Source organism: Psychrobacillus sp. FSL K6-4615 (assembly GCF_038008225.1).
Lineage (GTDB): Bacteria > Bacillota > Bacilli > Bacillales_A > Planococcaceae > Psychrobacillus > Psychrobacillus psychrotolerans.
The window spans coordinates 908084-934308 of the sequence record NZ_JBBOYQ010000001.1; the positions used below are offsets into that span (position 1 = coordinate 908084).

Below are 26225 nucleotides of genomic sequence, written 5' to 3' on the forward strand. Positions count from 1 at the left end.
ACGAAGGCGTTGCCACACGAAGTGGCGTTCTTAGCCTTAGTACCTCTTAAGCGTTCCTGGGGGCTTTCAGCTTGCGCTTTCCCGCTGGAGTCGCCGACTTCACTTCAATCAATAAAGTGAGTGGTATCAGATAAAGAGATTTGTTAGAGTAATTTAGAGGATAAAGATTCTATGACAGGTGTAGCTTTTCAATGATTTCAATTTATAAGGAAATAGAATAGATGCAGCTGATTTCCGTTTCAGCTGGACGCGATTATCACCGTCGCTAGCGCGTCGCTGTGATAGCTCATCTGTCTCACTCATCCCGCCGAAATCGCCAGCTTGCACTCCAATCAATAATGTAAGGTGCATCTCGATTTGGTGTTTGGATAGAGCTTATCGCTTAAATAATAATATTAAACTCAGTAATAGAATAGATGCAGCTGATTTCCGTTTCGTGGACGCGCAGGGTGAGCGATGTGATGATAGCTCATCTGTCTCACTCATCCCGCCGAAGTCGCCAGCTTGCACTCCAATCAATAATGTAAGGTGCATCTCGATTTGGTGTTTGGATAGAGGTTATCGCTTAAATAATAAAATATTAAACTCAGTAATAGAATAGATGTAGCTGATTTCCGTTTCAGCTGGACGCTTTTCGCAGGGTGAGCGATGAGCTATCACCGTCGCTAGCGCGTCGCTGTGATAGCTCATCTGTCTCACTCATCCCGCCGAAGTCGCCAGCTTGCACTCCAATCAATAATGTAAGGTGCATCTCGATTTGGTGTTTGGATAGAGGTTATCGCTTAAATAATAAAATATTAAACTCAGTAATAGAATAGATGCAGCTGATTTCCGTTTTAGCTGGACGCTTTTCGATGAGGGCTAGCGCGTCGCTGTGATGCTCATCTGCTATCGCCGAAGTCGCCAGCTTGTCATCAATAGCGCGTGCTTAAATAATAAAATATTAAACTCAGTAATAGAATAGATGCAGCTGATTTCCGTTTTAGCTGGACGCTTTTCGTGGGGGGAGCGATGAGCTATCACCGTCACTAGCGCGTCGCTGTGATATCTCATCTTTCTCACCCATCTCACACTCCAAAGGTTAAGATTTGAAGTTTGGATAGATATGAACGGTAATTTTTATATTCTTTATCCACAAATTGAATGAGAGAGGGTAATTAAACATGTTGCAGGTTTGACCGATACTTTGTGAGAATGCATTATGTTCCCTTGTATAATATTCGTATATTCTAGTAAATTCGATATATATTACAATTCAATGACAGAATATCGAGAATTGTAATAATATTGTTATACAAATGAGTATTTTTAGCTTATGCTAAAAAATTAGGTTATATGTTAAATTTATAGTACATAGGTTTTAAATTCATTAATTGGATTGTTTTATGAGATACTGTGTTTTATTATGTAAGAAATAAACGTTCTAGGAGGAACAAATGAAAAAAGTAATCGCATCATCCGTATTAGCAACTTCTGTCCTTTTGCCACTTAACCTTCTTGCCAGTGAAGCGCCATCTGTTTACGCAGCCTCTAATTCTTCGATAATATTAGAAGATATTCAACAATTGATAGGTAACAAAGCGTTAGTTACTGAAAATAATGTCAATATTAGATCAGGTGCGGGTACTGAGTTCAATAAAATATCACAAACTAGCGTGGGTCAGTCGGTTTCTGTACTTGCCAATGAAAAAAATAGTAAAGGGGAAATTTGGTATAAAGTTTCCTTTAATTCGACTGAAGGTTGGATTATTAGTGACTATTTAAAAGCAGCCACAACTGCTGTTAAAGCGGCTGCTACAAAATCTGGGGATTCCTATGTTGGAACAACACAAAAAATAGGGAAAAATGCCACTAATATGAGAAGTGGAGCGACAACTTCTTATAAAGTAGTGAAGACTATTCCTGCAGGAACTTCGTTAAAAATTATCGGTGCTTTTACGAATGCTCAAAATGAGATTTGGTTTAACGTAGAATATAGCGGTAAAAAAGGCTGGGTTAGCTCGGACTTATTCGTCTTGAATGGGACTGCGGGAGAAACAGCTACAGTGATGACAGTTATCAATTCATCAACTGTTCATAAAGGAGCTACGAAAAACTATGCGACAGTTTTCACAGCTAAAGCTGGATCAACCCTTACCGTTCACCAAGAGTTTACTAATGCTTATAACGAGAAATGGGTTCAAGTTACATATGCCACTGGGAAAAAAGGTTGGATTCTTGCATCTGCCTTTGAAAATAACTCTATTGCAAATAAAGTCGTAAGCAAAACATCGACCGTGCATTCTGGTGCTACGAAAAGTTATAAAACTGTAGCAACTATTAAAAAAGGTGTAAAACTAGCAATCCATCAAGAGTTTACGAATGCTGCAAAAGAAAAATGGTATCAAGTAACTTATGCAGTGGGTAAAAAAGGATGGATGTCTGCTGAATCATTTGACAGTGTTTCTACAGTACCCGAAAATCCATCCACTGAAACACCATCTCCAAATGGAGATATAGTTACGGAAGAAAATAACTTAAAAGTTTCTGTCTCTGTAGCAAATATGCGTTCAGGTCCGGGAACGACTTTTGATGTTGTAACTCAATCCAAACTAAATGACCAATATGTTTCTTCTCAATATGCAACTGATGCAAGTAATGAGAAATGGTATCAAGTAGTTTCCAGCAGTGGAGATGCTTGGTTACATCAATCTGTTGTAACTATTGTAGATAAAGAGAACGATACTCCAGTTGTCACTCCTGGGAATGGAGAAACAGGTACCATACAACGTTCTAATGCTTTAATGTATGCAGATAGCAATTATAATTCTGCTGTTATAGTAGGAGTAGCAAAAAATACGAAGTATACCGTATTAAGCAAATTAGTTTCGACTGATGGTACTACTTGGTTAAATATTCAAGCAAACGGAAAGCAAGGTTGGATTCCTGGCTTCGAAATAAGTACAAATCTCCCAACTAAGTATGGGACAAAGACTTCTACAGTGTATAACGGAGCAAGTGCTACGGCGAAGAAAGTAGATACAATTTATTTAAGTTCACCTGTAAGAATACTACGTACGCTTAACGGGTGGGTAAATATCGAAACACCAACTGAAAAACGTGGTTGGATTCAAGCATCTGTTCTTTCAGATGCAGCGCCAGTTTCAGCAATTTCATTGACTAACGGTAGAACTGAAGTAAGAAACGGTCAAAATTATATGGTGTGGTCTAAACCTAAGAAGTTTGACATTACTTACTCAGTACCATCCGCAAATGTACTGCGTGTTTATGGCAATCTCACAAGTATCAACGAGATTAAATCGAATGTAGTTGGCGTGAAGAGTATGAAAGTGGAGAAGGTATCCGGAGGTACATCTGTATTATTAATAACTTTCGATCCTAAATACTCTTATACAATTAGAGATTATAATAACGAACTAACAATCAAAGTAGTACCTAAAGGGTTAGTAGGTAAGAAAATAATTATCGATGCAGGACATGGTGCTTCTGATCCTGGTGCTATAGGTAAAAAAGGGACGAAAGAAAAAGATGTGAATCTAGCAACTGCTCAATTCCTTAAAGCTGAGTTAGAGGCTGCAGGTGCTACTGTTAGGCTTACTAGAAGTACAGATGTATTCTTAGAGCTTTCACAGCGTACGGGTATCTCAAATGCTTCTGATTATGATGCTTTTATAAGTATTCATGCAGATTCATTTAATTCTACTTCGAAAGGAACTACAACGTTCTATAATTCTACAGTGAGTTTTAATGGTCCTAGAAGTTTGACACTTGCCAAGAGTATTCAATCTGATCTAGTAAAATCTATTGGAACTTATAATCGTGGAGTGAAACAGGAAAATTTCTATGTGAATCGTATGAATGAGATTCCTTCTGTTTTAGTCGAATTAGCATTTCTTTCAAATCCTACGGAAGAAGCACAATTGGCTTCTACGGCCTTCCGTAAAAAAGCTGCCACTGGAATTCGTAATGGATTAGAAAACTATTTCAATCAGTAATGGAAGGAAGATAAAGTTATGAAAAAGAAATTATTAGCAACAGTTGGTACTGTGTTAGGGTTAAGTTTGTTGTTAACTATTAATGCTCCGACATCTACGAAAGCAGATTCAAATCTACTTTTGGCATCAGTTGAATGGGTACAAGCACAATTAAATCCTTTGCAAACAAAAGTAGCATCATTAGAAAAACAAGTTGCACAACAAGATGCGGCTATCAAACAATTACAAAAAGCGGTAGCGGAGGGCGGTACTGTTGTAACGCCACCAGTAACAACTAATCCTCCAACTGGAACACCTGCTGTAATTTATACTACGGCAAGTGCAAAAGTACATTCTGGAGCAACAAGAAGTTACAAAGTAATTTCCACAATTGTAGCCAACAAAGGTTTGACTGTTATTGGTGAGCATAAAGGTACAGATGGAATTTGGTATAATGTAGAAATTTCAGCAACTGTAAAAGGTTGGATTTTCTCTGGTGATGTATCTATGACCAAACCAGGAAACTTCGTACCATCAAAAGTAATAACAAAAGAAGCTACAAATGTACGTAAAGGCGCAACTACTAATTACACATCACTTGAAACAGTTGCGAAAGGCTCGACATTAACTTATTTAGGGTCATTCAAAAATGCGAATGGTGAAACTTGGTATAATGTTCAAACTCCTAAAGGCAACAAAGGTTGGGTGCTAAGTACGCTGACTGAGGTGAAATAATTGAAGAAAAAAGTAATAGCCATGTTATCAGTAGCAGCACTTAGCTTAGTTTCAACAAATAGTGCATTTGCATATAAGCAAGAAAGCTATTCCAAGCAAATACAAGTAGAAGTACACAATGCTTCCTCAACTTCTCTAAATTTATCAGGAGTGTATAAGCTTCAAAACCTAACAACTAACGAAATATTCTATGCTTTGCCTAATACACCCGTAACATTTTCTCAAGTGAATGGGGAAGTTTCCATTTATCAAACAGGGGCATCTATGTTTTCGTCAAAGGGGTATGCTTTACATGCAATATCCGGCAACGAAAAGATAGTAGTATTTAATGAAAATGTAGATGGCAAAAAAGGTGCAACAACTGAGTATGAAACAGTAAAATCATATAAAGCTTTCCAAGGTGCAAACTATGTGAATGAATTTACAAATGGTAACGGAGAAACCTGGTACTCTATTACGGATGAGCAAGGCATTTCATCGTGGATTCCTGCTAGTAGTGGGAGAGTTGCTGAAGTTTCCTCATTACCAATTGGGAAAGCTCCAGATGGCAGAGAATATCGTGGAAGTTTTAATGTAGTTAAATCAGGAACGACAGTTCAAATCGTTAACCGATTAGATTTAGAAAATTATTTGAAAGGCGTAATTCCAAATGAATCACCAGCTTCTTGGCATATCGAGGCTTTAAAAGCTCAGACGGTTGCAGCAAGAAGCTATACATTGAGTAAAGCAGGTATTCTAAGTAGTACTACGAAGGACCAAATGTATAAAGGTTATTCATCTGAACACAAAAATTCAAATGCTGCAGTAGAGGCAACAAACGGTTTGGTGTTAAAAGCTAATGGTAAACTAGTTCAAGCTTACTATTATTCTACTAGTGGAGGTAGAACAGCAAACATTGGTGAAGTTTGGAATAGTACCCAGGTTTCACACTTTGTTTCTGTAGACGATTCCATTGAGGTATCACCATATAAAAATTGGTCAGTGAGCATTCCAGTATCAAATATATTAAAAAAATTCGGATTTGCATCAACTGATACTTTGTTAGACATCAAGCTAACAAAAGGTGGATCTAACGGTGAAGTTACTGCCGTAACTGCAGTGACTTCCACCGGACAGAAAACAATTACTGGCAATGAAACTGTTATGAGAAATGTATTTTTAGATGCTAACAATGCATCATTAAAATCTAGCTGGTTCGACATAACTTTCACTAAACCAACAGGTGGAACTGACCTTGCTATTCAAGGTGCTAAAAGTTCCTCAGAGGTGTCATCACTTAAGGGAATGTCTGTTCAAACAGCAAATGGTACAGTGACGATTCCTGATGGTTCTGTGAAAGTCCAAACGAATGAAGGCATCATCTCCTCAACAGGCATGACAGGTGTCCAAACAGTAACTGTAAATGGTAAAGGCTATGGTCACCGAATCGGTATGAGTCAATACGGTGCCAAAGCACGTGCCGAAGCAGGTTGGACATATGATCGGATTCTAAAACATTACTATCAAGGCACAACAATTGAAAAGTATTAATTAAAAAAGGCAGCCCAGAATTTTTAATCTGGGCTGCTTTTAATCTATCTTAAGAAAATAATAATCTTTTCCCCATAAATGAGTCTCCGTCTAGACTTTTGCGCCTAGCGTCTTGAATTGCTTCAGACTAGCGAATAAAGACAAAAAACACCTTTATTGCTATTCCTTTCAGCGCTCGTCGGGGATATCATAGGTGCTTTCGCTATTGCTCCTTAAGGTCTTATAAAGTTTTCGGTATAGTAGGGAATCGATCCATATGTCCAATCTGCAAAGTAAACCCCTACACCTAATTGAGAGTAAGAGGTACTAATGATATTTTTACGATGACCTATAGAATTCATCAACGCTTCATGTGCAAAGTAAGGACTTGTATAACCCATTGCAATGTTTTCTCCCGCATTTCTAAATGCGATTCCGCTATCGGCTAGACGATCAAATGGTGATTTTCCTTTCAAATTATCATGATTAAAATAATCATTTAATCCCATATCCACACTATGAGTTCGTGCAACACTCGCAATCTTCGATGAGCTTTGTAAAACTGCAACTCCCTGTGCTTTACGTTCAGCATTTGTCAATTCGAATAACAGTGTCTCATAACCTCTTTCTAGTGTAGTAGACTTTTTAGGATATAAATTAGGATTTTTATCTATCAATTGATGGTCTATTAAATAGATAGCAGAAACTTTATTGTCACTATGCACATCTATGAAAAAGTTTGCTTCATACTTTGGTAAATTATACGTAATTATTTCAATTGGATACGTATTGCCAGTAGTTTCATAGGTAGTACCCAGTTTGCTTTCTAGCTGTGCAATTGTGTTCGATATTGAAACACCATTAATACTGTAATTTTTATCTTTTGTATAAACGGATGCAACTTTATTGTTTAAATAACTAATTGCATAGAAGCTATTATAATTATTATGATAAATCGATGTAGAAGCACCAAATTCGTTTATAACTGCTTTTTGTTGTGCGCCTAGTTTTGCTGCTGTAGTCGTTTTGCTATCACCAATGGATATAGAAGTGGAAGCTGTTTTCACACATTTTAGTTGACTAAGTTTACTTTTAGAAGGTGTTTGATACACAATATCGGCATTATCTCGTATGACTAATCCGCCACCAAGATGATAGTATGTAGATTTATTCGCGTATATTCTGTAGTTTTCTCCAGGTTTAACAGTTTTAGAAAATTCGAACTTTCCGTTTACATTTTTATAAATAGTTGTTGGTTTTTGTATCAAAACTCGGCCGATTTGACCGGGTTTTAGTTGAACACCATCCCAGTATACGATGGAAGGACAATCTGCTGCTTGAGAAATTGCTGGAACTGAGACTAAAGTGAACAATAACATTATGATAATAGCGATTTTTTTCATAGATTCATCTCCTCATAATAAAAGTATAAATCAATTTACCGTAAATTCCAAAAACTCTTTTTCGACAAGTTCGATTTTCGCCTGTCCATTAGTCATTTCAGCCATCCAGTTAATAAAGGTTTCTTCTTCATCTGCTTTTGTAAATACCATTACTTCGACAAGATCCACATAGTTAATCTCTTTTAAAGGATATACTGAGTTGCGAACTTCATTTTCCACTTTTCCTAGCCATGTGTAGTCTATAGAGATCTTCATCAGATGATGCAGCTTTCGTTCCACCACTATTGCGGCGTCAATTCCTTCTGTAGTTGCTTTTCCATAAGCTCTGATAAGTCCGCCACCACCGAGCTTAATACCCCCAAAGTAACGAGTGACGACAACAACTGTATCCTGTAGACCTTGTTTCTTCAATACTTCGAGCATTGGGACTCCTGCAGTTCCACTTGGTTCCCAATCATCATTGGCTTTTTGTATATTGTCATGCTCGCCAATAATGTATGCAGAGCAGTTATGATTAGCACTTTTATGCTTTTCTTTGATGTTATTAATAAAATCTTGCGCTTGTTGTTCTGTTTCAGCCCGGCTCACATACGTTAGAAAACGTGATTTTTGAATGATTATTTCGCTCTCGCCATAGCCTTGGATAGTATGGTAATCTTTTCTCATAGATATATTTCCCCTCCTGATTCTATTGAAACATAGTTGTAAAGTAATTTTAATTTATTTTTAGTCACTTAGTGCTATAATAGGACATGTCATCATTTGTGAATGAGGACTCATTTGGGCGCATAAAGGAGAAAAAACAGATGACGAATATGAATTTTGAAACGCAGTCGTTAGATGTTATTTTCGATCGCATGGTCGAAGTGATGGATCATTCGAAAAAGGATATATTCATTATAAGCGAACAGAGTCGACAAAGCTTTGAAGAAATGAAAGTGGAGTTAGAAATTATTCGTGGAGATATCGAGACAGTTATTATAGAAGGAGATTTGCTCGATTCAAAATCGAGGCACTCCCGAAATCGATTAGCTGAGGTAACCAAGAATTTTGACTCGTACGATGAACCACAAGTTCGTCAAGCTTACGAAACTGCAAATGAAATTCAAATAAATCTTCTCATAAAACGTAGTGAGGAACGTCAGCTTAGAATTAGAAGAGATGATTTAGAACGCAGATTACAGGGCTTGCTAGAAATGATTGAACGTGCCGATCATCTGGTCAATCAGGTGAATATCGTAATGAATTACTTAACATCCGATTTGAAAGATGTAGGGGAAGCACTTGAAAATGCAAAAATTAAACAAGATTTCACCTTGAAAATTATCGAAGCACAAGAAGAAGAACGTAAAAGACTTTCAAGGGAAATTCATGATGGCCCTGCGCAAATGCTAGCGAATGTTCTTCTTAGAACAGATTTAATCAATCTTACATATCAGCAGCGTGGCGGAGAAGCAGCGATGAAAGAAATTTTAGACCTTAAAAAAATGGTTCGTGATGCTCTTTCAGAAGTACGTCGTATTATTTACGACCTGCGACCTATGGCATTAGACGATTTAGGTTTAATACCAACGCTTCGAAAGTATATAACAACAATCGAAGAATACAACCCAACAGGTAGGATTAATTTCCAAAACTTTGGAGAAGAGAAAAGACTAGAAACCAATTTTGAAGTAGCCATTTTCCGTATTGTCCAAGAGTGCTTAACGAATGGAACTAAACACGGGAAATTTACTGAAGCTTGGGTAAAAGTAGAATGGTTGAAACAAAAGATAAATATTATCGTCAAAGATAATGGAGCTGGTTTTGATCCAGAAGTAGCAAAAGAAAAATCCTTTGGTTTAATCGGTATGAAGGAAAGAGTGGATTTGTTAGAAGGATCGATGAAAGTTATATCATCCCCTGGCAAAGGAACAAGTATTTTGTTTAGTATTCCATTAAATGAGGAATAGTAAATATGGCTTTTTAATTATAGGAGGAAATGAACATGACAAAAATAATAATCATAGATGATCACCAACTATTTCGCGAAGGAGTAAAACGTATATTAGACTTTGAAGACTCTTTCGAAGTAATAGCAGAAGGTGACGACGGCCACGACGTTTTAAGTCTTTATGAAAAATATCTTCCAGATGTAGTATTGATGGACATCAATATGCCTACTAAAAATGGTGTAGAGGCTACAGGAGAATTACTAGTGAAATTCCCTGATGCAAAAGTAATCATCCTTTCTATCCATGATGATGAGTCATACGTATCACACGCACTAAAAACAGGTGCTCTTGGATACATGCTAAAAGAAATGGATGCAAATGCAATTGTCTCCGCTATCAAAGTTGTAGCAAAAGGCGGTTCATACTTACATCCAAAAGTTACTAAGAACCTAGTTGCAGAATTCCGTCGCTTAAGCGAGCGTGAAAACAAAGGGAACTTCCATCAAACAGAAATTCGTCGTCCATTCCATTTACTAACAAAACGTGAATGCGAAGTACTTCAATTACTAACAGATGGCCAAAGTAACCGAACAATCGGAGAAACACTATTCATCTCCGAAAAAACCGTAAAAAATCACGTATCCAGCATTCTTCAAAAAATGAACGTAAACGACCGTACCCAAGCCGTAGTAACCGGCATCAAAAACGGTTGGGTTGAAGTTCGTTAATAATAAAGAATCCCACTCCAGTGTTTTGGAGTGGGAATTTTTTTTGTATTATATTATATTTATTGATAAACCAAAAGTAATCGTCCACTGCTTTCTTATAGGCGTTCGGTCGAGCTTGTGCCAGTCTCTAATTCCTCAATAGAAAGACTAGAACACCAGAACTATTGTAAATCTGTGTGTCTCTCTCTCTCAATTATGCTCTCTAATTTATAAATGGAATTATGGTGAATTGTTATAAAATATAGCAGGACTTAGTTGTAAGATATTGCACCAGTCACTTTCATCTTTGGATAGGTAATACTTAGAAATCTTTCATGAAGCGAATCTGTGGCATCAATTGAAAATAAGGATAGAACAGGGGTTTTCGATCCATTCTCTGTTTTATAAAATTCATCTAGCGCTTCCCAGAAATATAAGCGTATACTTATATTCTTGACTAAATCACAATACAATACCTGTCGGTTACTAAAAGACAATCTATCTGCATCTTCCAATCATCCAACTCCAAACAAACATCAGAGAAAGCACGAAAATTTCCGGACAAACGCAACTCTCTACCTCTTAACAAGTCGATCCTCACAACATTCGCAAACATACATTTTTCGACTCTTTGCGAATAAAATCAGACGACGGAGATCCAACATTTAACCTTTTCAACAAAGCAAAATGTCCACTCAATACTTCAGCTCCTTTCTACCTATATCTCAAATTCCAATACCGGAATATTCTACCTATTTTAAATGGGAACATAATAATTGAGTTTTCGTCCTAATTATGACAAAATAACCTTCAGCAGGAGGAGAAATATATGAAAATAATCCAAGCAATCACACTCGCGGCCTTCACACTTACGTTGGCAGCTTGCAATAGTAACGACGAAACAGCGCAAAACGCTAATTCCGCAACCGACATCACTCCAACAAACACACAAACAACAACGGATCACGGTGCAGAAGATAAAAGCGAAACCAATATAGGCTTCGAATTGTCAGGCGACAATATTGAAGAAGCAACAAATGTATCAGAAAAAGAAAAAACAGCATTACTCTCATCGTTCACGGAATACATGGAATCATTTAACGCAGAAGACCCAGAACGCTATATGAACACAATTTCTAAAAATCCAGAAGGTTTCAACTACGAAGCTGAAAAAGTCAAAGTAGAAGAAACGTTCAACGACTTTAATACTATCCGTACAGCTGATAATATTACCATTATTGAATACGATAAATCACAAGCGCAAGTATTCTCTAATATCCATACTTCTCTAGAACAAATGGACACAGGCGCTAAACTTGAACAGAATGGACGTCAAGTAACTGTATTCGTCAAAGAAGATGGCAAATGGTTAGTTTCTAGCGTTTACTATATAGGCGAAACAACTGAATAACAACGGATTCCCCAGACATATATGACAAATATCATGTTTGGGCTTTTTTATCCTTTCATTTCTACTCATTATTCAGTAAACTACAAGTAGGAGTGTGATTTATTAAATGAAGACAGCAATCGTAACCGACAGCACCGCATATATCCCGAAAGAAATTCGTGACCAACTGAATATTCATATGGTGCCGCTAAGTGTTGTCATCGGTAATGACACCTATCAAGAAGAAATCGACATTAACACCACAGAATTCTACGATAAAATTCGTAAAGGTGGAGCGCTTCCAAAGACATCCCAACCAGCCTTAGGAACATTTATCGAAACATATGAAAAGCTAGCTAAAGACAACGATGCAATTATCTCTATCCACCTATCTAGTGGCATCAGCGGAACACTTGCCGGAGCAGAACAAGCAGGAGAAATGGTAGCTGATCTTGATGTACGAACATTCGACACAGAAATTTCCTGTATGGTCCAAGGCTTCTACGTACTTAAAGCTGCTGAAATGGCAGAACAAGGTGCTTCACCGGACGCTATCCTACAAGAACTAAATAACATGAAACAAACGATGCGTGCATACTTTATGGTCGACAATCTAGACCACCTTCACCGCGGGGGAAGACTAACCGGCTTCGAGCGCGTCATCGGTTCCGTACTACAAGTAAAACCGATTCTACACTTTGAAAACAAAGTCATTGTACCATTTGAAAAAGTTCGTACGCGTAAAAAAGCGATGAAACGTATTTCGGACATGCTCCAAGAAGACTCAAACAAATTCAACATAAAAGCGACAATCATCCATGCTAACTACGAAAACGAAGCAATTGCATGGAAAGAAGAACTTCAAGCAACAATGCCAAACGTAGACTTCACTATCAGCTACTTCGGTCCGGTAATCGGTACACATCTTGGGGAAGGGTCCATGGGTCTCGGTTGGTACAAGATTAACTAATGAGGAGAATGCCCATGAACGAACAGTTACAACAATTTCTAACTGGCCGCATATGGCTTCGCGAACACACCCCATTCCCACGCGAAGTCATCGACGCCCACATCGACTCCGGTCACATCCACCTAAAACCTGGTGTCCTCACAAAATCAGATTCCAACCTTTTTTGGCAATCAAACATGAACATCTGCAACAGATGCCACAACACGAACCCATCCTTGTTTCACTTATTCAACTGTGCCCATTGCAACAAAATCTGTACGTATTGCCGCCACTGTATACGAATGGGGCGTGTGAGTAGTTGTTCCGAATTACTCCTTTGGGACAAGCAGCATGCTCACAGCGTGAACGCACATGTCTTTGCGTGGAGCGGCCAGCTTACACCTCTTCAACAAAAGGCGAGTAAAGAACTACTTGCTAGTGTGGGACAAAACCAATCTCACCTAGTCCATGCAGTATGCGGAGCGGGAAAAACAGAACTCCTATTTCCAGCTATATTTGCTTGCTTACAAGCAGGCAAACGAGTTTGCGTTGCTGCACCAAGAACCGATGTAATTTTAGAGTTATTCCCTCGATTCCAGAAAGTCTTCCCAAACACAAAAATCCATGCATTATTCGGCGGAGCACCTGACCAACAAGGATTTCCTGAACTCATACTTGCAACAACACATCAACTCTATAGATTTGAAAATGCATTCGATGTCGTATTTGTCGACGAAGCAGATGCCTTTCCTTATTATGCTGATGAAACCCTCCAAAAAGCAGTTACTAAAGCCGCAAAACAAGAAGCTGCCATACATTATGTAACAGCCACTCCTACAAAATCATTAAAAATAACCAACCAATCCATCCTAACGAGAAGATATCACGGCCACGACCTGCCAGTACCTAAATTTGTAAGTCTTTGGGGTTACTCCAGACAACTCAAAAAAGGAAAAATTCCTCTGAAAATACAAAACTGGATAAATGAAAAGATAGAAACTAATACGCCTTTTCTTATCTTCTTGCCTACTATCGAAATGCTAGAGAACTTCCCAGGTGATTTACCAAGGGTTCATGCAGAGCACCCAGATAGAAAAGAACTAGTGATGCAATTACGCGAAAAGAAAATCCCTGGTTTATTAACAACAACCATATTAGAAAGAGGAATTACGATCGAAAACGTCCATGTAGCTGTAGTTGGAGCAGAGCAGCCCATCTTCACCTCCAGTGCCCTTATTCAAATAAGTGGACGAGTTGGTAGATCAGCTCTGTATCCAGATGGAGACATTACTTTCTTTCATCACGGAATAAGCAGAGAAATGGATAAAGCACAGGATGCGATAGAAGGGTGGAATCGTTCGTGAATTGCTTAATTTGTGCCACTCCTTATCAACCTACAGCTACCTGGTCCAAGCTTTTTTTATATGAATTGGATTCTTCTACTTGTGGTAGATGTTTTGAAAAATTTGACATTTCAAAGTTGACCAATGATTTTACTGATTTTCTAGGAACTCCTTATGAAGGAGCAGTCGACTCAGTCTTTTGTTTATACACTTATAACGAACCGATGAAAGAATATCTACACCAATATAAATTCCTCCAAGACGTTGCATTAGCAAAAGTATTTGCCGGAAAGCTGCAACTAGCATTACAGAGAAAAGAAGGCATTGTCGTACCAATTCCCATGCATCCAGAAAAACTAAAGTTACGTACATTCTCCCAAGTGGACGAGCTCCTAAAAGCAGCGCGAATTCCTTTTCAACAATTACTCACCAAAACAACATCTGATTCTCAAGGGAAGAAAACAAAAATAGAGCGATTAAAAACAAACAATTTGTTCGAAGTAATAAGTAGTACTATCGAAGCAACAAATTATATTTTATTCGATGATATCTACACAACTGGTGCTACTATCCATCATGCAGCGAAGACTTTAAAGGATAAAGGTGCCAAAAGAGTCGACGCAATTACTTTAATAAAAGGGTAATTTGCCGATAAACAAAGAAAGAATATTATTTGGAGGTAACGACATGGGTGAACTTAAAAATTGTCCTTCATGTGGCGAGTTTTTTAACTTTACGGGTTTAAGAGAAGTATGTAATAATTGCGCAATGAACGAAGAAAAGTTATACGAAACGGTTTACCGCTTCCTACGTAAACGCGAAAACCGTGCAGCCACTGTAGAAAGAATTGTAGAAGCTACAGGAGTAGAAGAGTCATTACTACATAAATGGGTTCGCAAAAACCGTTTACAACCAACAATGTTCCCGAACCTAGGCTATCCATGCGATAACTGTGGAAAAATTACACAATCAGGTAAACTATGTATAAAATGTACAGAAGAACTAAAATCAGGTCTTCGTCAATTTGATGCAGCAAAAGAATTCCGTGATAAAGTAGAAAATCAAGGAAGTGGTACATACCACTCAGATAGCAAGAAGAAATAACTCTCACCTCATGTGAGAGTTTTTTCATGGGATGAAAACAATAGTAATAAATGAATTCTATCCAACTTTTCTTGAGTTCCACTCATGGCCACACGAGTTCCACTAAAATCAATTCCAGTTCCACCAAAAGACCTTCCAATTCTACTTATACCTTTAATTCCCAAGACCTAATCCATACAAATAGTTCATGTTACTCTAAACACTTCATATTTCATGCCGAAATAATGTATAGACACTAAGTAAGAAGAGGGGAGGACAAAATTCTAATGAAAATAAATAACATTGGTTTAAATCAGATAAATCCTTATCAACGCAATCAACAACAAGCTGAAAAAGCACTTCAAACTACGAAGACAGCCGCGGATCAATTAGAAATTTCGTCTGCTGCTAAAAGTATGCAAACAAAATCGTCAGTTGAAGTAGAACAAGCGGAAAGAGTTGCAGCTATAAAAGCGGATATTGATGCTGGAACATACAAAGTAGATGCAAAAAAACTAGCATCGAACATCCTAGATTATTACCGATTATAAAAGGAGCTTACAATCATGTCCATCGCTAACATTTTGCAATCACTTACCAAACTAGACATGCTTCACAAAAGCTTACTAGAGGTTGCTTATAAAAAGACAGAAGCTATAAAGGTTGGTGACATGGACAGTCTAAACCAACTGCTCAAGGATGAGCAGGCACACGTAGCAGGAATTTCACAACTTGAACAACAGCGTCAATTAGAGGTAACGGATTACCTTCGAGCAAAAGGAATTGCTCCTACTGACAACCCAACTGTTGCACTTGTCTTAGAAAATACCACCACAGAAGCAGAAAAAGCTCAGCTAACAAAAGCACGTAATAATCTTTTATTAACATTGGAAACATTAAAAAAACAAAATGCATTAAACCAACAACTAACATATCAATCACTACAATTTGTCAACATGACGATCGATATGTACCGACCAAAGCCAGACCAAATAAACTATTCACAAACCGAAGTAAAAGGCCCATCAAATGACAAAACTTACTTCAATTCACAAGTCTAAGGAGGCGAACCCATGCGCTCAACATTTATGGGATTAGAAACTAGTAAACGTGGTATGTTCACACAACAAACTGCTCTTTATACAGTAGGACATAATATATCAAATGCCAATACTCTTGGATATTCTCGTCAACGTGTAAATATGCAAGCAACTCTTCCTTATCCTGGAATAGGTTTAAATGCACCAAAAGTTCCAGGTTTTATTGGAACAGGCGTGGAATCACATTCGATTCAACGTGTGCGTGACCAATTCATCGATCGTCAACTTAGACAAGAGACCAACCAACTTGGTTACTGGGATTCCAAATCAAAAGCAATTACCCAAATAGAAGATATCATGTCAGAACCGTCCGAATTTGGTCTGAATAAATCACTAGATTTATTTTGGAATTCACTACAAGAGTTGAGTACATCTCCTGAAAATGCAGGTACACGTAAAGTTGTTACTGAACGCGGAGTTACAGCAGCAGAATCATTCAATTATATTCATAAACAACTAATAGAAGTGCAAGGTAATTTAAAAAACGAAATTGATATTTCAACAAAAGATATAAATTCCATTTTAAAGCAAATAGCATCACTCAATGAGAATATTTCAAAAGTTGAGCCAAATGGATATATGCCAAATGACTTGTACGATGCTCGTGATGTTCTGGTGGATGAATTATCTCAGTACTTCCCTATACAAGTAGATTATGTTAAAAACGGCGGTAATTCACTTGCAATTGCAGAAGGCAACATGACAATCAGTATAAAAACTGGTAAACCAGCACCTGATCATATTATTAAAATTGTAGAGGGCAAAGAAGCTTCTCAATTTGCGCATAATTTACCCGCAGGAGACAATAAAGATCCTTTCCAAAGCTTTACGATTAACGGTCTTCCGGCAAATGGTGCAACAATTGATCATTCGGAACTTCTGCCAAACCAAGGGAAAATGCTGTCCCTTATTAATTCATATGGATACGGCAATACTGGTCAAGGGGATTATCCAGAGATGCTTACCGAGCTTAATAAAATGGCGCAAGAATTTGCTAAAGCGTTTAATGAGATTCATAGCTCTGGCTTTGGACTTCCAACCAAGGATGCAGCTGGAAATCCGATACCAAGTGAGACAGGACATAATTTCTTTGTAGATCCCAATGCTCCATTTGATCCAAATGACCGTGGAGATACTATAACTGCTGGAAATATAGCAGTGAATAAAGTAGTAAGAGATGACCCGAGTAAAGTTGCTGCTTCTGATTTAATAAACCAAGAAGGTAACGGTAAAAATGCCCAACTACTCTCTGAATTTAAAACTAAATCTATAGCCGGCTTAAACAATACAAGTACTCAATCTTTTTATCAATCTTTAATCGGAAAACTAGGGGTAGACGGAGAACAAGCGAATCGTCTAGCTGAAACTTCAGCAGTTAAACAACTCACAATTATGAATAGTCGAGCGTCTGTAAGCTCGGTATCACTTGATGAAGAAATGACAAACATGATTATATTCCAGCAAGCTTATAATGCGTCTGCTCGTATGATTACTGTAGTAGACGAAACTTTAGATAAAATTATCAATGGTATGGGTCGAGTAGGACTATAATAGGAGGTAAACAACATGCGTGTAACTCAATCAATGCTCTCAAGCAATATGCTACGTAATTTATCGAGTAGTTACTCAAAAATGGGTGTTTTACAAGAGCAGATAAATACTGGAAAAAAAATTTCGCGACCATCACAAGATCCAGTTATTGCGATGAAAGGAATTGGGTATAGATCCGATTTAAATAGAGTAGAACAATTTGAGCGTAATTTAGGTGAGGTAAATAACTGGCTGGACTCATCAGATGATGGGCTGGACAAAGTAGGTCAAGCTCTCCACCGAGTAAGGGATCTAATTATAGATGCAAATAATGATACAAAAACAGCAGAAGATAGAGATAAGATTGCGAAAGAAATTGACCAAATCAAATTACAAATCCGTGATTTAGGAAATACGAAGGTTGGGGACAAGTTTATATTTTCTGGTACCAAAACTTTATCTCCTATGTACGATCCAAATGGGACTGCCCCACTTTATGATGCGAATGGATTTTTAGATACTAACTATCCGGGAGTTAATGAAAACGTTAATATTGAGATTAATGCAGGAGTAGAAATAACAGTAAATACTAATGGAATTGGAATATTTAATGAAATTGATGATATGATGGTTCAACTTCAGAGTGCATTGGAAGACGAAAAAAACACTGGAGTAAAAGGTAATTATGATGCGTTACTTGGATTAGCTGATGAAAATATTGACACAGTACTAACGGCACGTTCTGAAATAGGAGCACGTCAAAATCGAGTAGAGATGATGGAAAATCGCCTTTCATCTCAAAATTTAATTGTTACGAAACAAATGTCTGATAACGAAGATGTGGAGTATGAAGAAGCTATCACAAATCTAATCACGCAAGAGTCCATTCATCGTGCGGGATTAGCTATTGGATCTCGCATTATCCAACCTTCGTTAGTTGATTTCTTAAGATAAATTTATTGAAATAGGAAACATCTGAAAAAAATATCCACATAAATATAAACAAGGCGTTTGGAGTATATATCCAAGCGCCTTCTCTATAGGAAGGTGACTCATGTGAACATCCCTCAACTTCAAATCACGACAACACGAGGTGTTCTAGGTCTTCAAACAACACCTGGGACACAAGAAATAGAACAACCACGTGCTATTATGTCGCAGCAACAACCTGCTGCAATTTTGGAAATCTCTACGACCCGCCCTCAACTTTCACTTGATACTACAGAAGTGCGTGCTGATTTAGATTTAAAGAGCGTTTTTAAACGGACAGAGGAGTTTGCTCAACTAGGTATGCAAGAAGGGATGGAAGGAATAGCGCGCCGGGCAGAACAAGGCAGGGAACTTATGGATATTGCGAATGGAAATAATGTCATCAAGCAACAAGCAATTGAAAATGGAAGTCGCCCGATGAAATCATTAGGCATTAAGTTTATTCCTAATCCATTAAAACTTGAAATGGAGATACAACCGGGAACTTTGGATATAAATGTGGAACCGCAAAAGCCGATTAATGAAGTAACAGTTCAGAAACCTATCCATCGATATACGCCAGGTAAAGTGACTGTTCAAATGGAACAATGGCCATCCATTCAAATTGATGTTAAATGGTAGGTACATATATAGAAAAAATTCCAAAATTAATAATGAATTTAAAAACTTGTCATAGTACAAGTTTTTTTTATTAATGATAGAATGGTAGTCTAAAGAATAGGTAACATGAAAAGGAGTCGATTATATGCTGATCAAAACAAAGTTCTTTGGTGAAATCGAACTAAATTCCGAACAACTTTGGCATTTTCCGAAAGGGATTCCAGGTTTTAAGGACGAAAGAGAATTTGCTTTGATACCGATTGAAGTAAATACAATGTTTCAAGTGCTACAATCTATAAATGTTAGTGAGATTGCACTAATTGTGGCAAATCCATATACTTTAGTAGAAAATTATTCCTTCGATATCGATGAACCAACAATTGAATTACTTGATATTAAACAAGAGGGGGATGTTTTTGTTTTAGGAGTTTTGTCATTAAAAGAGCCCTTAGAGGCGTCAACGATCAACTTGCAAGCTCCTATTGTTTTCCATATATCAAAAAAAATAGCAAAACAAATGATCATTAATGACAACAAATTCGCAGTACGCCACGTAATTGGTTCTCAACCATCTCTAACAAAAGAGGAGGCGTGACCGATGCTTGTATTATCAAGAAAAGTAAATGAAACGATTAAAATTGATGATGATATTGAAATTAGAGTGTTAGAAGTGAAAGGGGACACGGTTAGGATAGGAATTGAAGCACCTAAGTCGATGGAAATTTTACGTGGTGAACTTATTTTAACCATTTCTGAAACAAATACAGAGGCAAACAAACTAAATCATGCGCTTTTTAATAAACTATCAAAAAAGAATTAAAAGTTGAAAAAAAAGCTAAACATACCTATAAGCAATCCGATATAATTAATGTAAGCAGCAAGTAAGGAATACCGGCCGATTCCTGAAAGTTGTAAACAAACAAATTCTGGTTCACATGGATGTGAACCAAACACACACTCAAGGAGGAAATATTAATATGAGAATTAATCACAACATAGCTGCGCTTAACACGCACCGTCAATTAACGACAAACAATGCTGCTGCTTCTAAAAGCATTGAAAAATTATCTTCAGGACTTCGCATCAACCGTGCTGGCGATGACGCTGCTGGTCTTGCAATTTCTGAAAAAATGCGTGCGCAAGTTCGTGGACTTGACATGGCTTCTAAAAACGCACAAGATGGTATTTCTTTAATTCAAACGGCTGAAGGTGCTTTGAACGAAACACATTCAATCCTTCAACGTATGCGTGAACTATCTATTCAGTCAGGTAATGATACAAATACACTTGAAGACCGTGAAGCTATGCAAGCAGAAATCGATGAGTTAACATTAGAAATCGATCGTATTGCAACTACTACTGAATTCAATACACAAAAACTATTAAGCGGTGGAGCTTCGAATTTAGTACTTCAAGTAGGTGCTAACGCTGGTCAAGCAATGACATTCTCAATTAATGATATGCGTACATCTGCTTTAGGCGTAGATGCAGGTGCAATCGATATCACAAGCCGCGCTGGTGCAACTGCTGCGGTTGCTGCAATCGATGGAGCAATTAGCCAAGTTTCTGTGGAACGTGCGAAAATGGGTGCTATTCAAAACCGTCTTGAGCATACAATCAATAACTTGGGCACATCTTCTGAAAACCTAACAGCAGCGGAATCACGTGTACGTGACGTTGACATGGCGAAAGAAATGATGGAATTCACGAAAAACAACATCTTGACACAAGCTTCACAAGCTATGCTTGCACAAGCTAACCAACAACCACAAGGTGTACTACAACTACTTCGTTAATTAGTAGTTAAACTATAATTGAAAATAGATAGCCTAACCGGGCTATCTATTTTTTAAATTAAGGAGAGAGATTCAAATGCTATATGTGAATGATCACCTGGTGACAGAGGAAAAAGAAGTAGAAATAGTAGCACAACAACTGAAGGATTACTTGTTTACAGAGAAGTTAATCATAGTGAAACAGGATCAGCAACCTATGTCGCAAGACGAATTAGCAAGTCTATTACTGAATAATAACCCAGAGCTTCGCTTAGTAGCTATGCATACTTCAGTATTACTCAGCGAGTTTAATGATGAATTAGAAACCTATATCCGTAAAGTAGAAGTGTATATTGAAGATATGCGTGAAACAGAAAACTTCTCAGACGTTTTAAGTGGCTTTGTACAAGTAACAGAAGCCTTATTAGAGTTTTCATCTGTCGAAGAATTTTTACAAAAAAGTTTACTTGATCAGCAACAAATGAATGACATTTCCACTAAAGCACTGGCGCGTGCTGAAGAGGGAAACTATGAATATGTATTAGATGTATTGGAATATGAAGTACTGACTATTCTTCAGCATTTCTTAGACGAGACAAATGAGGTAATGTAAATGACTTATACAATTAGTACGGTACAATCAGATTCGAATATGGCTGTCTATGTGTATGAAAAATCGGGCAAGACAACACCTTTGAACTCATTATATTCACCAGAGAAAGAAGCGCAACGTTTTCTCAAAAAAATGTCGTCTTTGAAAAATAATTTTATTGTTATTCTGGGTTATGGTAATGGGGAGCTGTTTGAGCAACTTGTTAAGAGTGATGTATATAAGCAAAATGCTCACTTTCTATTTATTGAGCCATTTCAAGAAGTACTAGTACGTGATGTACATAGAGAAATCATTAATAGCCAAAGGGATAAACTAACATTTATACATTATAAAAATTTAACATCTATTTCATTTATGTCATTTTTAAATGAGTATATTGGTATGCCGACATCTATTCAAGTTCATCCTAATTACATAAAAATTGAAGAACCTATTATAAAAGATTGTTTACAGGTTATTAATGAAGGAATTAAAACAAAACAAATTTCCGATAATACTGAAATGTGGTTTGCAAAAGACTGGATTATTGAGCCGTTATTAAATATACAAAACACCAAAAAAGCTATAAAAATTCATACGTTAAAAGATAAGTTCAAAGGGGAAAGAGCTATTTTAGTTGCAGCAGGACCATCCCTTCAACAGCATATTGAGTTTTTGAAGGACAATAAAGACTTTTTTCATATTTTTGTAGTGGGTCCTGCTTTACGAGTATTACTGGATAATGGCATTGAACCCGACTATGTTTTAAGCATAGATGCGGGGCAATTAAACTATGATACACATTTTAAGGGGATTGTTTTTGAAGGCACTTTAATATATGAAACAGTATCAAATTCAAGTATTCAAACGAATCATCAAGGTAGATTAGTAGTCTCAAAAACAGCAAATGATTATATTTCTCCTCAATTCGTTGATAATCTATCTGAAGTCTTAAAACGATCGCCATCCGTTGCTGTCTTTACAATGCGAGCAATTATTTACTTTGGTTTTTCAGAAGTCTATCTAGTCGGTCAAGATTTAGCCTTGATAGATGGAGAGTATTATGCAAAAGGTGTAAAGCATCATGCGGCGGTACAAAATGAGAAAGAAGAATTAGTAGTCACCAATAATCTAGGCCAGCCGGTAGGTACTACAAGACCCTTAAAAATATTTTTAGAAACATTTGAAGCGATTATTAAGACACTTCCAGCTGATATAGCGATATTTAATTTATCTAAGCATGGTGCTAAAATCGAAGGGACAATATTTATTGAAGAGAGCGTCATTACTAAAGAGATGAAAAATATAATCATATTAGATGAGGAACCTCAAGAGATCTTAATCGATCCGCTTGCAGTTTTAAAGGAATTCACAGGGAAACTAAAAGGCTTACAAAAACAAGTATTCGAAGCGAAGGATAATTTAGATAGGTTAATCCAAATAGGTCTTGTGACGGCGAATGATATGCCTAAAGTCGTAAAAGATTTTAGTGGGATTAGGAATCATCCAATCTTAGTTGAAGTATTACTTGCTAATGTAACGTTTATGTTTAAAAAGATTAATAATGAATTTCAACTGTTTGATCTTAAAAAGAGGTATATGAGCCAGGATTATCTTGAGCTAATTACAGAATTAGAAACATTTTATGCGCTTATTGGTAAGCTTTGTACGGAAATCATAAAGGATGAAAGAATAAAGAACTATAAATAAAAGCGTCATGGCTAGTTAACAGCCATGACGCTTTTATTTTAGTGCTGTTTAATTATATGTGAACGATATACTATCCGTTTCCCCACCAAGGTCCACAACGATTTGTACGACTCCTGGAGCTGCACCAGATGGTATAGTAACACGGAGTTGAGTTGCAGATAAATATTTGACGGTTGTTGGTTTACCGCCAACTGTGACTGTTATATTTGAAGCAAAATTTGTACCGTAGACAACTGTGTTATAGCCGCCCTTTACTGAACCATTATCTAACGATATACGTGTAACTGTAGGCTTAATTCCTTCATATGTGAAGGAATCTTGTAATATACCTTCTTGTAGATCAGAGTTGATAACTTTTACAGAAACTAGACCTTTATTTAGTGCACTTGGTGTTTTTACTGTGATTTCTGTAGCTGAGATAGATGTTATAGTAGCTAGTCTGTCTCCGAAATACACTTTAGCACCAGTTTTAAAGTTATCACCCGTTATTGTAATTGTGTCATTACCAGCAGTAGAACCTGCATTACTTGAAAGTGTTGTAATGATTGGAGCAGGATCTAGAACAGGTTCTGTATATGTGAATCCATCTACTAACATTGATCCTTGTCCTTCATCATTTTCTACTTTCACATCTACTGCTCCTGCTACATTACTTACTGGGATTGTAGCACGTAATGTTGTCGCAGTCAGATAAGTGACTTTTGATTGTTCTTTACCTATAAATACTTTTGTAGTTTTGTTAAAGTTTTTTCCATAAACAATTGTATTTTGTGTATTTCCTACTAAGATTGTATCTACAGACAAAGATGTAATCTCAGGTACAGGTAGTGGAGCAGGAGCTAAATACTCGAATGCATTTGTTAAGACAGCACTAATACCATCTGGATTTTCAGCTTTAACCGGAACGGCACCAGGCGTAGTCGCAGCAGGTACAGTTACTCTGACACTGGTAGAAGAAACAAATGTAGTACTTGCTACAGTATCTCCGAAATAGATTTGAACATTTCGATCAAAGTTTTTTCCAGTTACAATAAGAGTTGTACCACCTTGAAGTTCGCCACTTGTTAACGACAAGCTAATAATCTCAACTGCAGGTGGAGTTGGCTTTTCTAAATACGTATAGCTATCAATTAGCTCTCCGCTTGTCTGATCTGGATTAACAACTTTAACAGTTACGACTCCACTTGCAGTCGCTTCTGGTGCTGTTGCACGTAAAAGTATATTGGATGAAAATGTAGTAGTTGCTGGAACATCATTAAAATAAACGACAGCACCTTTTAAGAAATTGGTACCTGAAATTGTAACAGTGTTACCACCCAGAAACGGACCTTCAGCAGGTGAAACAGCTGTAATTGTTGGGATTGCATAATAGTTAAAACTACCAATCGCAAATTGACGATCTGTATTTTCAACTTTAAGCACCACTGTTCCTTGCGTACCAACAGGTGTAGTAACAATTATTTCATTGGTAGTAAATGAAGTAACTGTTCCTAAAACTGTTCCGAAGTAAACTTTGGCACCAGGTAAGAAATTTTGACCAGTAATCGTTACTGTTTCTCCACCTGAAGTAAGACCTTTATCTTTAGTTATATTTGTAATAACTGGTGCATGATTCTTAATTTCAATGATTGGATTTGTCGTGTTCAATGAATACGTAGAACCATCACCAATTTCAAACGTTGAAGATGTTTGAGCTAGGGTATATTTACCAGCTGTTGCACTATCTTTAGCACGAACTTGGTAAGTAAAGCTTAGTTCGTCAGTTTTTAATTCTGAGATGAACCATGAGATTGTGTTACCATTCACAGTAGGTCTAGGTATATGGTTGTCATATGAGCCCGGTACCAATTCAAACTCAGGAGAAATTTTATCAGTGATTGTTACATTATAAGCACTTGCAAGACCAATTTCTTCTACAATTGCTTTGTAGACATCAGAGAGCCCTACAGAACCCAATACGAAATGATGGTGATCAAAGGAAGATGCCATTTCTTTTAATAATTTGTTAGGTGCGCTAGTATCTGGATTATCGTTTGGTCCCAATAAAGCAATTGAATAGAACGTGATACCAGCAGCTTTCGCAGCTTTTGCAGCAGCTAAAGCATCAGTTGAACTGTTGGCTTCTCCATCAGTCATAATAACAATGGTTGGTTGTGCTTCAGAGCGTTTAGTTGCTAGCATTGTTGTAGCTGTTCTGATGGCATCACTTGTATTTGTACCTCCACCAAGTTGAATGGTATCTACATATGCTTTCGCAGCATTTTGGTCAGTAGTTAATGCAAAAGAAGATGCACGATCACTAAAATCAACTATTCCAAGTTCATGCTTCGTTAAATCCATTAAATCAATAAACTCTTTTGCAGCTAGTTTGGCCGCATTAAGTCTATTGTCTGACTGCATACTACCAGACTTATCAATAATTAAGATAACGTCATTAGGTTTTACAAAAGTTGAATCCTGTGGAGTTCCCTTTACAGTAAGTGTTACATCTGTAGTTTCCCCCTTTACTAGGGTGCTGTTACTTACTGTCTTGTTAATATTCATTAAATCGCCACTTTTAACTGTTGCAGCTTCTGTTGAAAGTGGAGTAGCTATGCCGATAATAAGAATAGCTATTAAAGCAAGCTTAATAAACTTTAAAATTTTCAATGTCTTTCCTCCTATTAATATAGTTCAATACACTTATATTATCGGGAGGATAAAAGTAATGTTTAGTGTGTTTATATTAATATTTTCTTTAGTCTAATAGTGATGAATATTGCGAATGATATATGATGATAAGTCGGATTGTAACGTCTATAATTTATAACCATTATTATCAGTAGCATTTTTCTTGAAATTGATTTATTTTTGACGATATTAAAATATAGATAAAAATAGATTTTAGAGTAATTTAGTTAT

The 26225-nt window shown here is 37.0% G+C and carries 24 protein-coding genes; 20 read left to right on the plus strand and 4 right to left on the minus strand.

Features of this window, described 5'->3' with window-relative positions:
* The first annotated feature begins 1436 nt into the window (after nt 1-1436).
* The 3 genes from MKX53_RS04255 (at nt 1437) to MKX53_RS04265 (ending at nt 6239) form a co-directional block, all read left to right on the plus strand.
* Nucleotides 1437-3995 (plus strand): SH3 domain-containing protein, encoded by a 2559-nt coding sequence (locus MKX53_RS04255; protein WP_340909385.1) that lies wholly within the window; start codon nt 1437-1439, stop codon nt 3993-3995.
* A gap of 18 nt (nt 3996-4013) precedes the next feature.
* Complete coding sequence (locus tag MKX53_RS04260) at nt 4014-4709, plus strand: SH3 domain-containing protein (protein WP_340909387.1); 696 nt, start codon at nt 4014-4016, stop codon at nt 4707-4709.
* 264 nt (nt 4710-4973) lie between these two features.
* Entirely contained in the window at nt 4974-6239 is a 1266-nt protein-coding gene (locus tag MKX53_RS04265) for a SpoIID/LytB domain-containing protein (RefSeq protein WP_422192190.1), read from the plus strand.
* Nucleotides 6240-6451: 212 nt separating this feature from the next.
* Here MKX53_RS04265 and MKX53_RS04270 read toward each other — a convergent pair whose 3' ends face one another.
* A complete protein-coding gene (locus MKX53_RS04270; protein ID WP_340909391.1) occupies nt 6452-7621 on the minus strand; it encodes a CAP domain-containing protein in 1170 nt (389 codons plus the stop codon).
* A 30-nt stretch (nt 7622-7651) separates the two neighbouring features.
* Nucleotides 7652-8287, minus strand: a complete 636-nt coding sequence (locus tag MKX53_RS04275; RefSeq protein ID WP_340909393.1) for a YigZ family protein — start codon at nt 8285-8287, stop codon at nt 7652-7654.
* 140 nt (nt 8288-8427) lie between these two features.
* Here MKX53_RS04275 and MKX53_RS04280 point away from each other — a divergent pair, with 140 nt between their 5' ends.
* Nucleotides 8428-9573 (plus strand): sensor histidine kinase, encoded by a 1146-nt coding sequence (locus MKX53_RS04280; RefSeq protein ID WP_340909396.1) that lies wholly within the window; start codon nt 8428-8430, stop codon nt 9571-9573.
* A gap of 35 nt (nt 9574-9608) precedes the next feature.
* Nucleotides 9609-10283: a response regulator gene (locus MKX53_RS04285; protein WP_093537271.1), complete on the plus strand. Its 675-nt coding sequence runs from the start codon at nt 9609-9611 to the stop codon at nt 10281-10283.
* Between the two features lie 251 nt (nt 10284-10534).
* On the opposite strand, the gene MKX53_RS04290 is transcribed toward MKX53_RS04285, so the two are convergent.
* A complete protein-coding gene (locus MKX53_RS04290) occupies nt 10535-10777 on the minus strand; it encodes a hypothetical protein (RefSeq protein WP_340909398.1) in 243 nt (80 codons plus the stop codon).
* 314 nt (nt 10778-11091) lie between these two features.
* Here MKX53_RS04290 and MKX53_RS04295 point away from each other — a divergent pair, with 314 nt between their 5' ends.
* From MKX53_RS04295 to MKX53_RS04365, 15 genes are all read left to right on the plus strand, one after another.
* Complete coding sequence (locus MKX53_RS04295) at nt 11092-11673, plus strand: nuclear transport factor 2 family protein (RefSeq protein ID WP_340909400.1); 582 nt, start codon at nt 11092-11094, stop codon at nt 11671-11673.
* A gap of 106 nt (nt 11674-11779) precedes the next feature.
* On the plus strand, nt 11780-12622 hold the full coding sequence (locus tag MKX53_RS04300) for a DegV family protein (RefSeq protein WP_340909402.1): 843 nt from the start codon (nt 11780-11782) through the stop codon (nt 12620-12622).
* A gap of 341 nt (nt 12623-12963) precedes the next feature.
* Entirely contained in the window at nt 12964-13965 is a 1002-nt protein-coding gene (locus tag MKX53_RS04305) for a DEAD/DEAH box helicase (RefSeq protein ID WP_340909404.1), read from the plus strand.
* Entirely contained in the window at nt 13962-14588 is a 627-nt protein-coding gene (locus MKX53_RS04310; RefSeq protein WP_340909407.1) for a ComF family protein, read from the plus strand. Before MKX53_RS04305 ends, MKX53_RS04310 begins: the two co-directional genes overlap by 4 nt.
* Before the next feature lie 43 nt (nt 14589-14631).
* On the plus strand, nt 14632-15048 hold the full coding sequence (locus MKX53_RS04315) for a TIGR03826 family flagellar region protein (protein WP_340909409.1): 417 nt from the start codon (nt 14632-14634) through the stop codon (nt 15046-15048).
* A gap of 266 nt (nt 15049-15314) precedes the next feature.
* Entirely contained in the window at nt 15315-15578 is a 264-nt protein-coding gene (gene flgM / locus MKX53_RS04320) for a flagellar biosynthesis anti-sigma factor FlgM (protein WP_340909410.1), read from the plus strand.
* A 15-nt stretch (nt 15579-15593) separates the two neighbouring features.
* Nucleotides 15594-16088 (plus strand): flagellar protein FlgN, encoded by a 495-nt coding sequence (locus MKX53_RS04325; RefSeq protein WP_340909411.1) that lies wholly within the window; start codon nt 15594-15596, stop codon nt 16086-16088.
* Nucleotides 16089-16100: 12 nt separating this feature from the next.
* Nucleotides 16101-17678 (plus strand): flagellar hook-associated protein FlgK, encoded by a 1578-nt coding sequence (gene flgK, locus MKX53_RS04330; RefSeq protein ID WP_340909413.1) that lies wholly within the window; start codon nt 16101-16103, stop codon nt 17676-17678.
* A 15-nt stretch (nt 17679-17693) separates the two neighbouring features.
* Nucleotides 17694-18611, plus strand: coding sequence for a flagellar hook-associated protein FlgL (gene flgL / locus MKX53_RS04335; RefSeq protein WP_340909415.1), 918 nt, complete (start codon nt 17694-17696; stop codon nt 18609-18611).
* Between the two features lie 102 nt (nt 18612-18713).
* The gene (locus MKX53_RS04340) at nt 18714-19268 is read left to right on the plus strand and encodes a DUF6470 family protein (RefSeq protein WP_340909416.1); all 555 of its coding nucleotides are present in this window, start codon (nt 18714-18716) and stop codon (nt 19266-19268) included.
* Between the two features lie 124 nt (nt 19269-19392).
* Nucleotides 19393-19842 (plus strand): flagellar assembly protein FliW, encoded by a 450-nt coding sequence (fliW, locus tag MKX53_RS04345; RefSeq protein WP_340909419.1) that lies wholly within the window; start codon nt 19393-19395, stop codon nt 19840-19842.
* Nucleotides 19843-19845: 3 nt separating this feature from the next.
* Nucleotides 19846-20067, plus strand: a complete 222-nt coding sequence (gene csrA, locus MKX53_RS04350) for a carbon storage regulator CsrA (protein WP_340909420.1) — start codon at nt 19846-19848, stop codon at nt 20065-20067.
* A gap of 157 nt (nt 20068-20224) precedes the next feature.
* Nucleotides 20225-21043, plus strand: a complete 819-nt coding sequence (gene hag / locus MKX53_RS04355) for a flagellin Hag (protein WP_340909422.1) — start codon at nt 20225-20227, stop codon at nt 21041-21043.
* A 76-nt stretch (nt 21044-21119) separates the two neighbouring features.
* Nucleotides 21120-21635 (plus strand): hypothetical protein, encoded by a 516-nt coding sequence (locus tag MKX53_RS04360; protein ID WP_340909423.1) that lies wholly within the window; start codon nt 21120-21122, stop codon nt 21633-21635.
* The gene (locus MKX53_RS04365; protein WP_340909425.1) at nt 21636-23324 is read left to right on the plus strand and encodes a motility associated factor glycosyltransferase family protein; all 1689 of its coding nucleotides are present in this window, start codon (nt 21636-21638) and stop codon (nt 23322-23324) included.
* 48 nt (nt 23325-23372) lie between these two features.
* On the opposite strand, the gene MKX53_RS04370 is transcribed toward MKX53_RS04365, so the two are convergent.
* Nucleotides 23373-25973: an IPT/TIG domain-containing protein gene (locus tag MKX53_RS04370; RefSeq protein WP_340909428.1), complete on the minus strand. Its 2601-nt coding sequence runs from the start codon at nt 25971-25973 to the stop codon at nt 23373-23375.
* Between the last annotated feature and the right edge of the window lie 252 nt (nt 25974-26225).

Excerpts from the sequence above, each read along its gene's own strand:
- flgL (WP_340909415.1), top strand. The coding sequence starts at position 17,694 with ATGCGTGTAACTCAATCAATGCTCTCAAGCAATATGCTACGTAATTTA.
- MKX53_RS04275 (WP_340909393.1), bottom strand. The coding sequence starts at position 8,287 with ATGAGAAAAGATTACCATACTATCCAAGGCTATGGCGAGAGCGAAATA.
- MKX53_RS04325 (WP_340909411.1), top strand. The coding sequence starts at position 15,594 with ATGTCCATCGCTAACATTTTGCAATCACTTACCAAACTAGACATGCTT.
- csrA (WP_340909420.1), top strand. The coding sequence starts at position 19,846 with ATGCTTGTATTATCAAGAAAAGTAAATGAAACGATTAAAATTGATGAT.
- MKX53_RS04260 (WP_340909387.1), top strand. The coding sequence starts at position 4,014 with ATGAAAAAGAAATTATTAGCAACAGTTGGTACTGTGTTAGGGTTAAGT.
- fliW (WP_340909419.1), top strand. The coding sequence starts at position 19,393 with ATGCTGATCAAAACAAAGTTCTTTGGTGAAATCGAACTAAATTCCGAA.
- MKX53_RS04255 (WP_340909385.1), top strand. The coding sequence starts at position 1,437 with ATGAAAAAAGTAATCGCATCATCCGTATTAGCAACTTCTGTCCTTTTG.
- MKX53_RS04265 (WP_422192190.1), top strand. The coding sequence starts at position 4,974 with ATGTTTTCGTCAAAGGGGTATGCTTTACATGCAATATCCGGCAACGAA.
- flgM (WP_340909410.1), top strand. The coding sequence starts at position 15,315 with ATGAAAATAAATAACATTGGTTTAAATCAGATAAATCCTTATCAACGC.
- MKX53_RS04270 (WP_340909391.1), bottom strand. The coding sequence starts at position 7,621 with ATGAAAAAAATCGCTATTATCATAATGTTATTGTTCACTTTAGTCTCA.
- MKX53_RS04360 (WP_340909423.1), top strand. The coding sequence starts at position 21,120 with ATGCTATATGTGAATGATCACCTGGTGACAGAGGAAAAAGAAGTAGAA.
- MKX53_RS04365 (WP_340909425.1), top strand. The coding sequence starts at position 21,636 with ATGACTTATACAATTAGTACGGTACAATCAGATTCGAATATGGCTGTC.
- flgK (WP_340909413.1), top strand. The coding sequence starts at position 16,101 with ATGCGCTCAACATTTATGGGATTAGAAACTAGTAAACGTGGTATGTTC.
- MKX53_RS04300 (WP_340909402.1), top strand. The coding sequence starts at position 11,780 with ATGAAGACAGCAATCGTAACCGACAGCACCGCATATATCCCGAAAGAA.
- MKX53_RS04315 (WP_340909409.1), top strand. The coding sequence starts at position 14,632 with ATGGGTGAACTTAAAAATTGTCCTTCATGTGGCGAGTTTTTTAACTTT.
- hag (WP_340909422.1), top strand. The coding sequence starts at position 20,225 with ATGAGAATTAATCACAACATAGCTGCGCTTAACACGCACCGTCAATTA.
- MKX53_RS04280 (WP_340909396.1), top strand. The coding sequence starts at position 8,428 with ATGACGAATATGAATTTTGAAACGCAGTCGTTAGATGTTATTTTCGAT.
- MKX53_RS04285 (WP_093537271.1), top strand. The coding sequence starts at position 9,609 with ATGACAAAAATAATAATCATAGATGATCACCAACTATTTCGCGAAGGA.
- MKX53_RS04295 (WP_340909400.1), top strand. The coding sequence starts at position 11,092 with ATGAAAATAATCCAAGCAATCACACTCGCGGCCTTCACACTTACGTTG.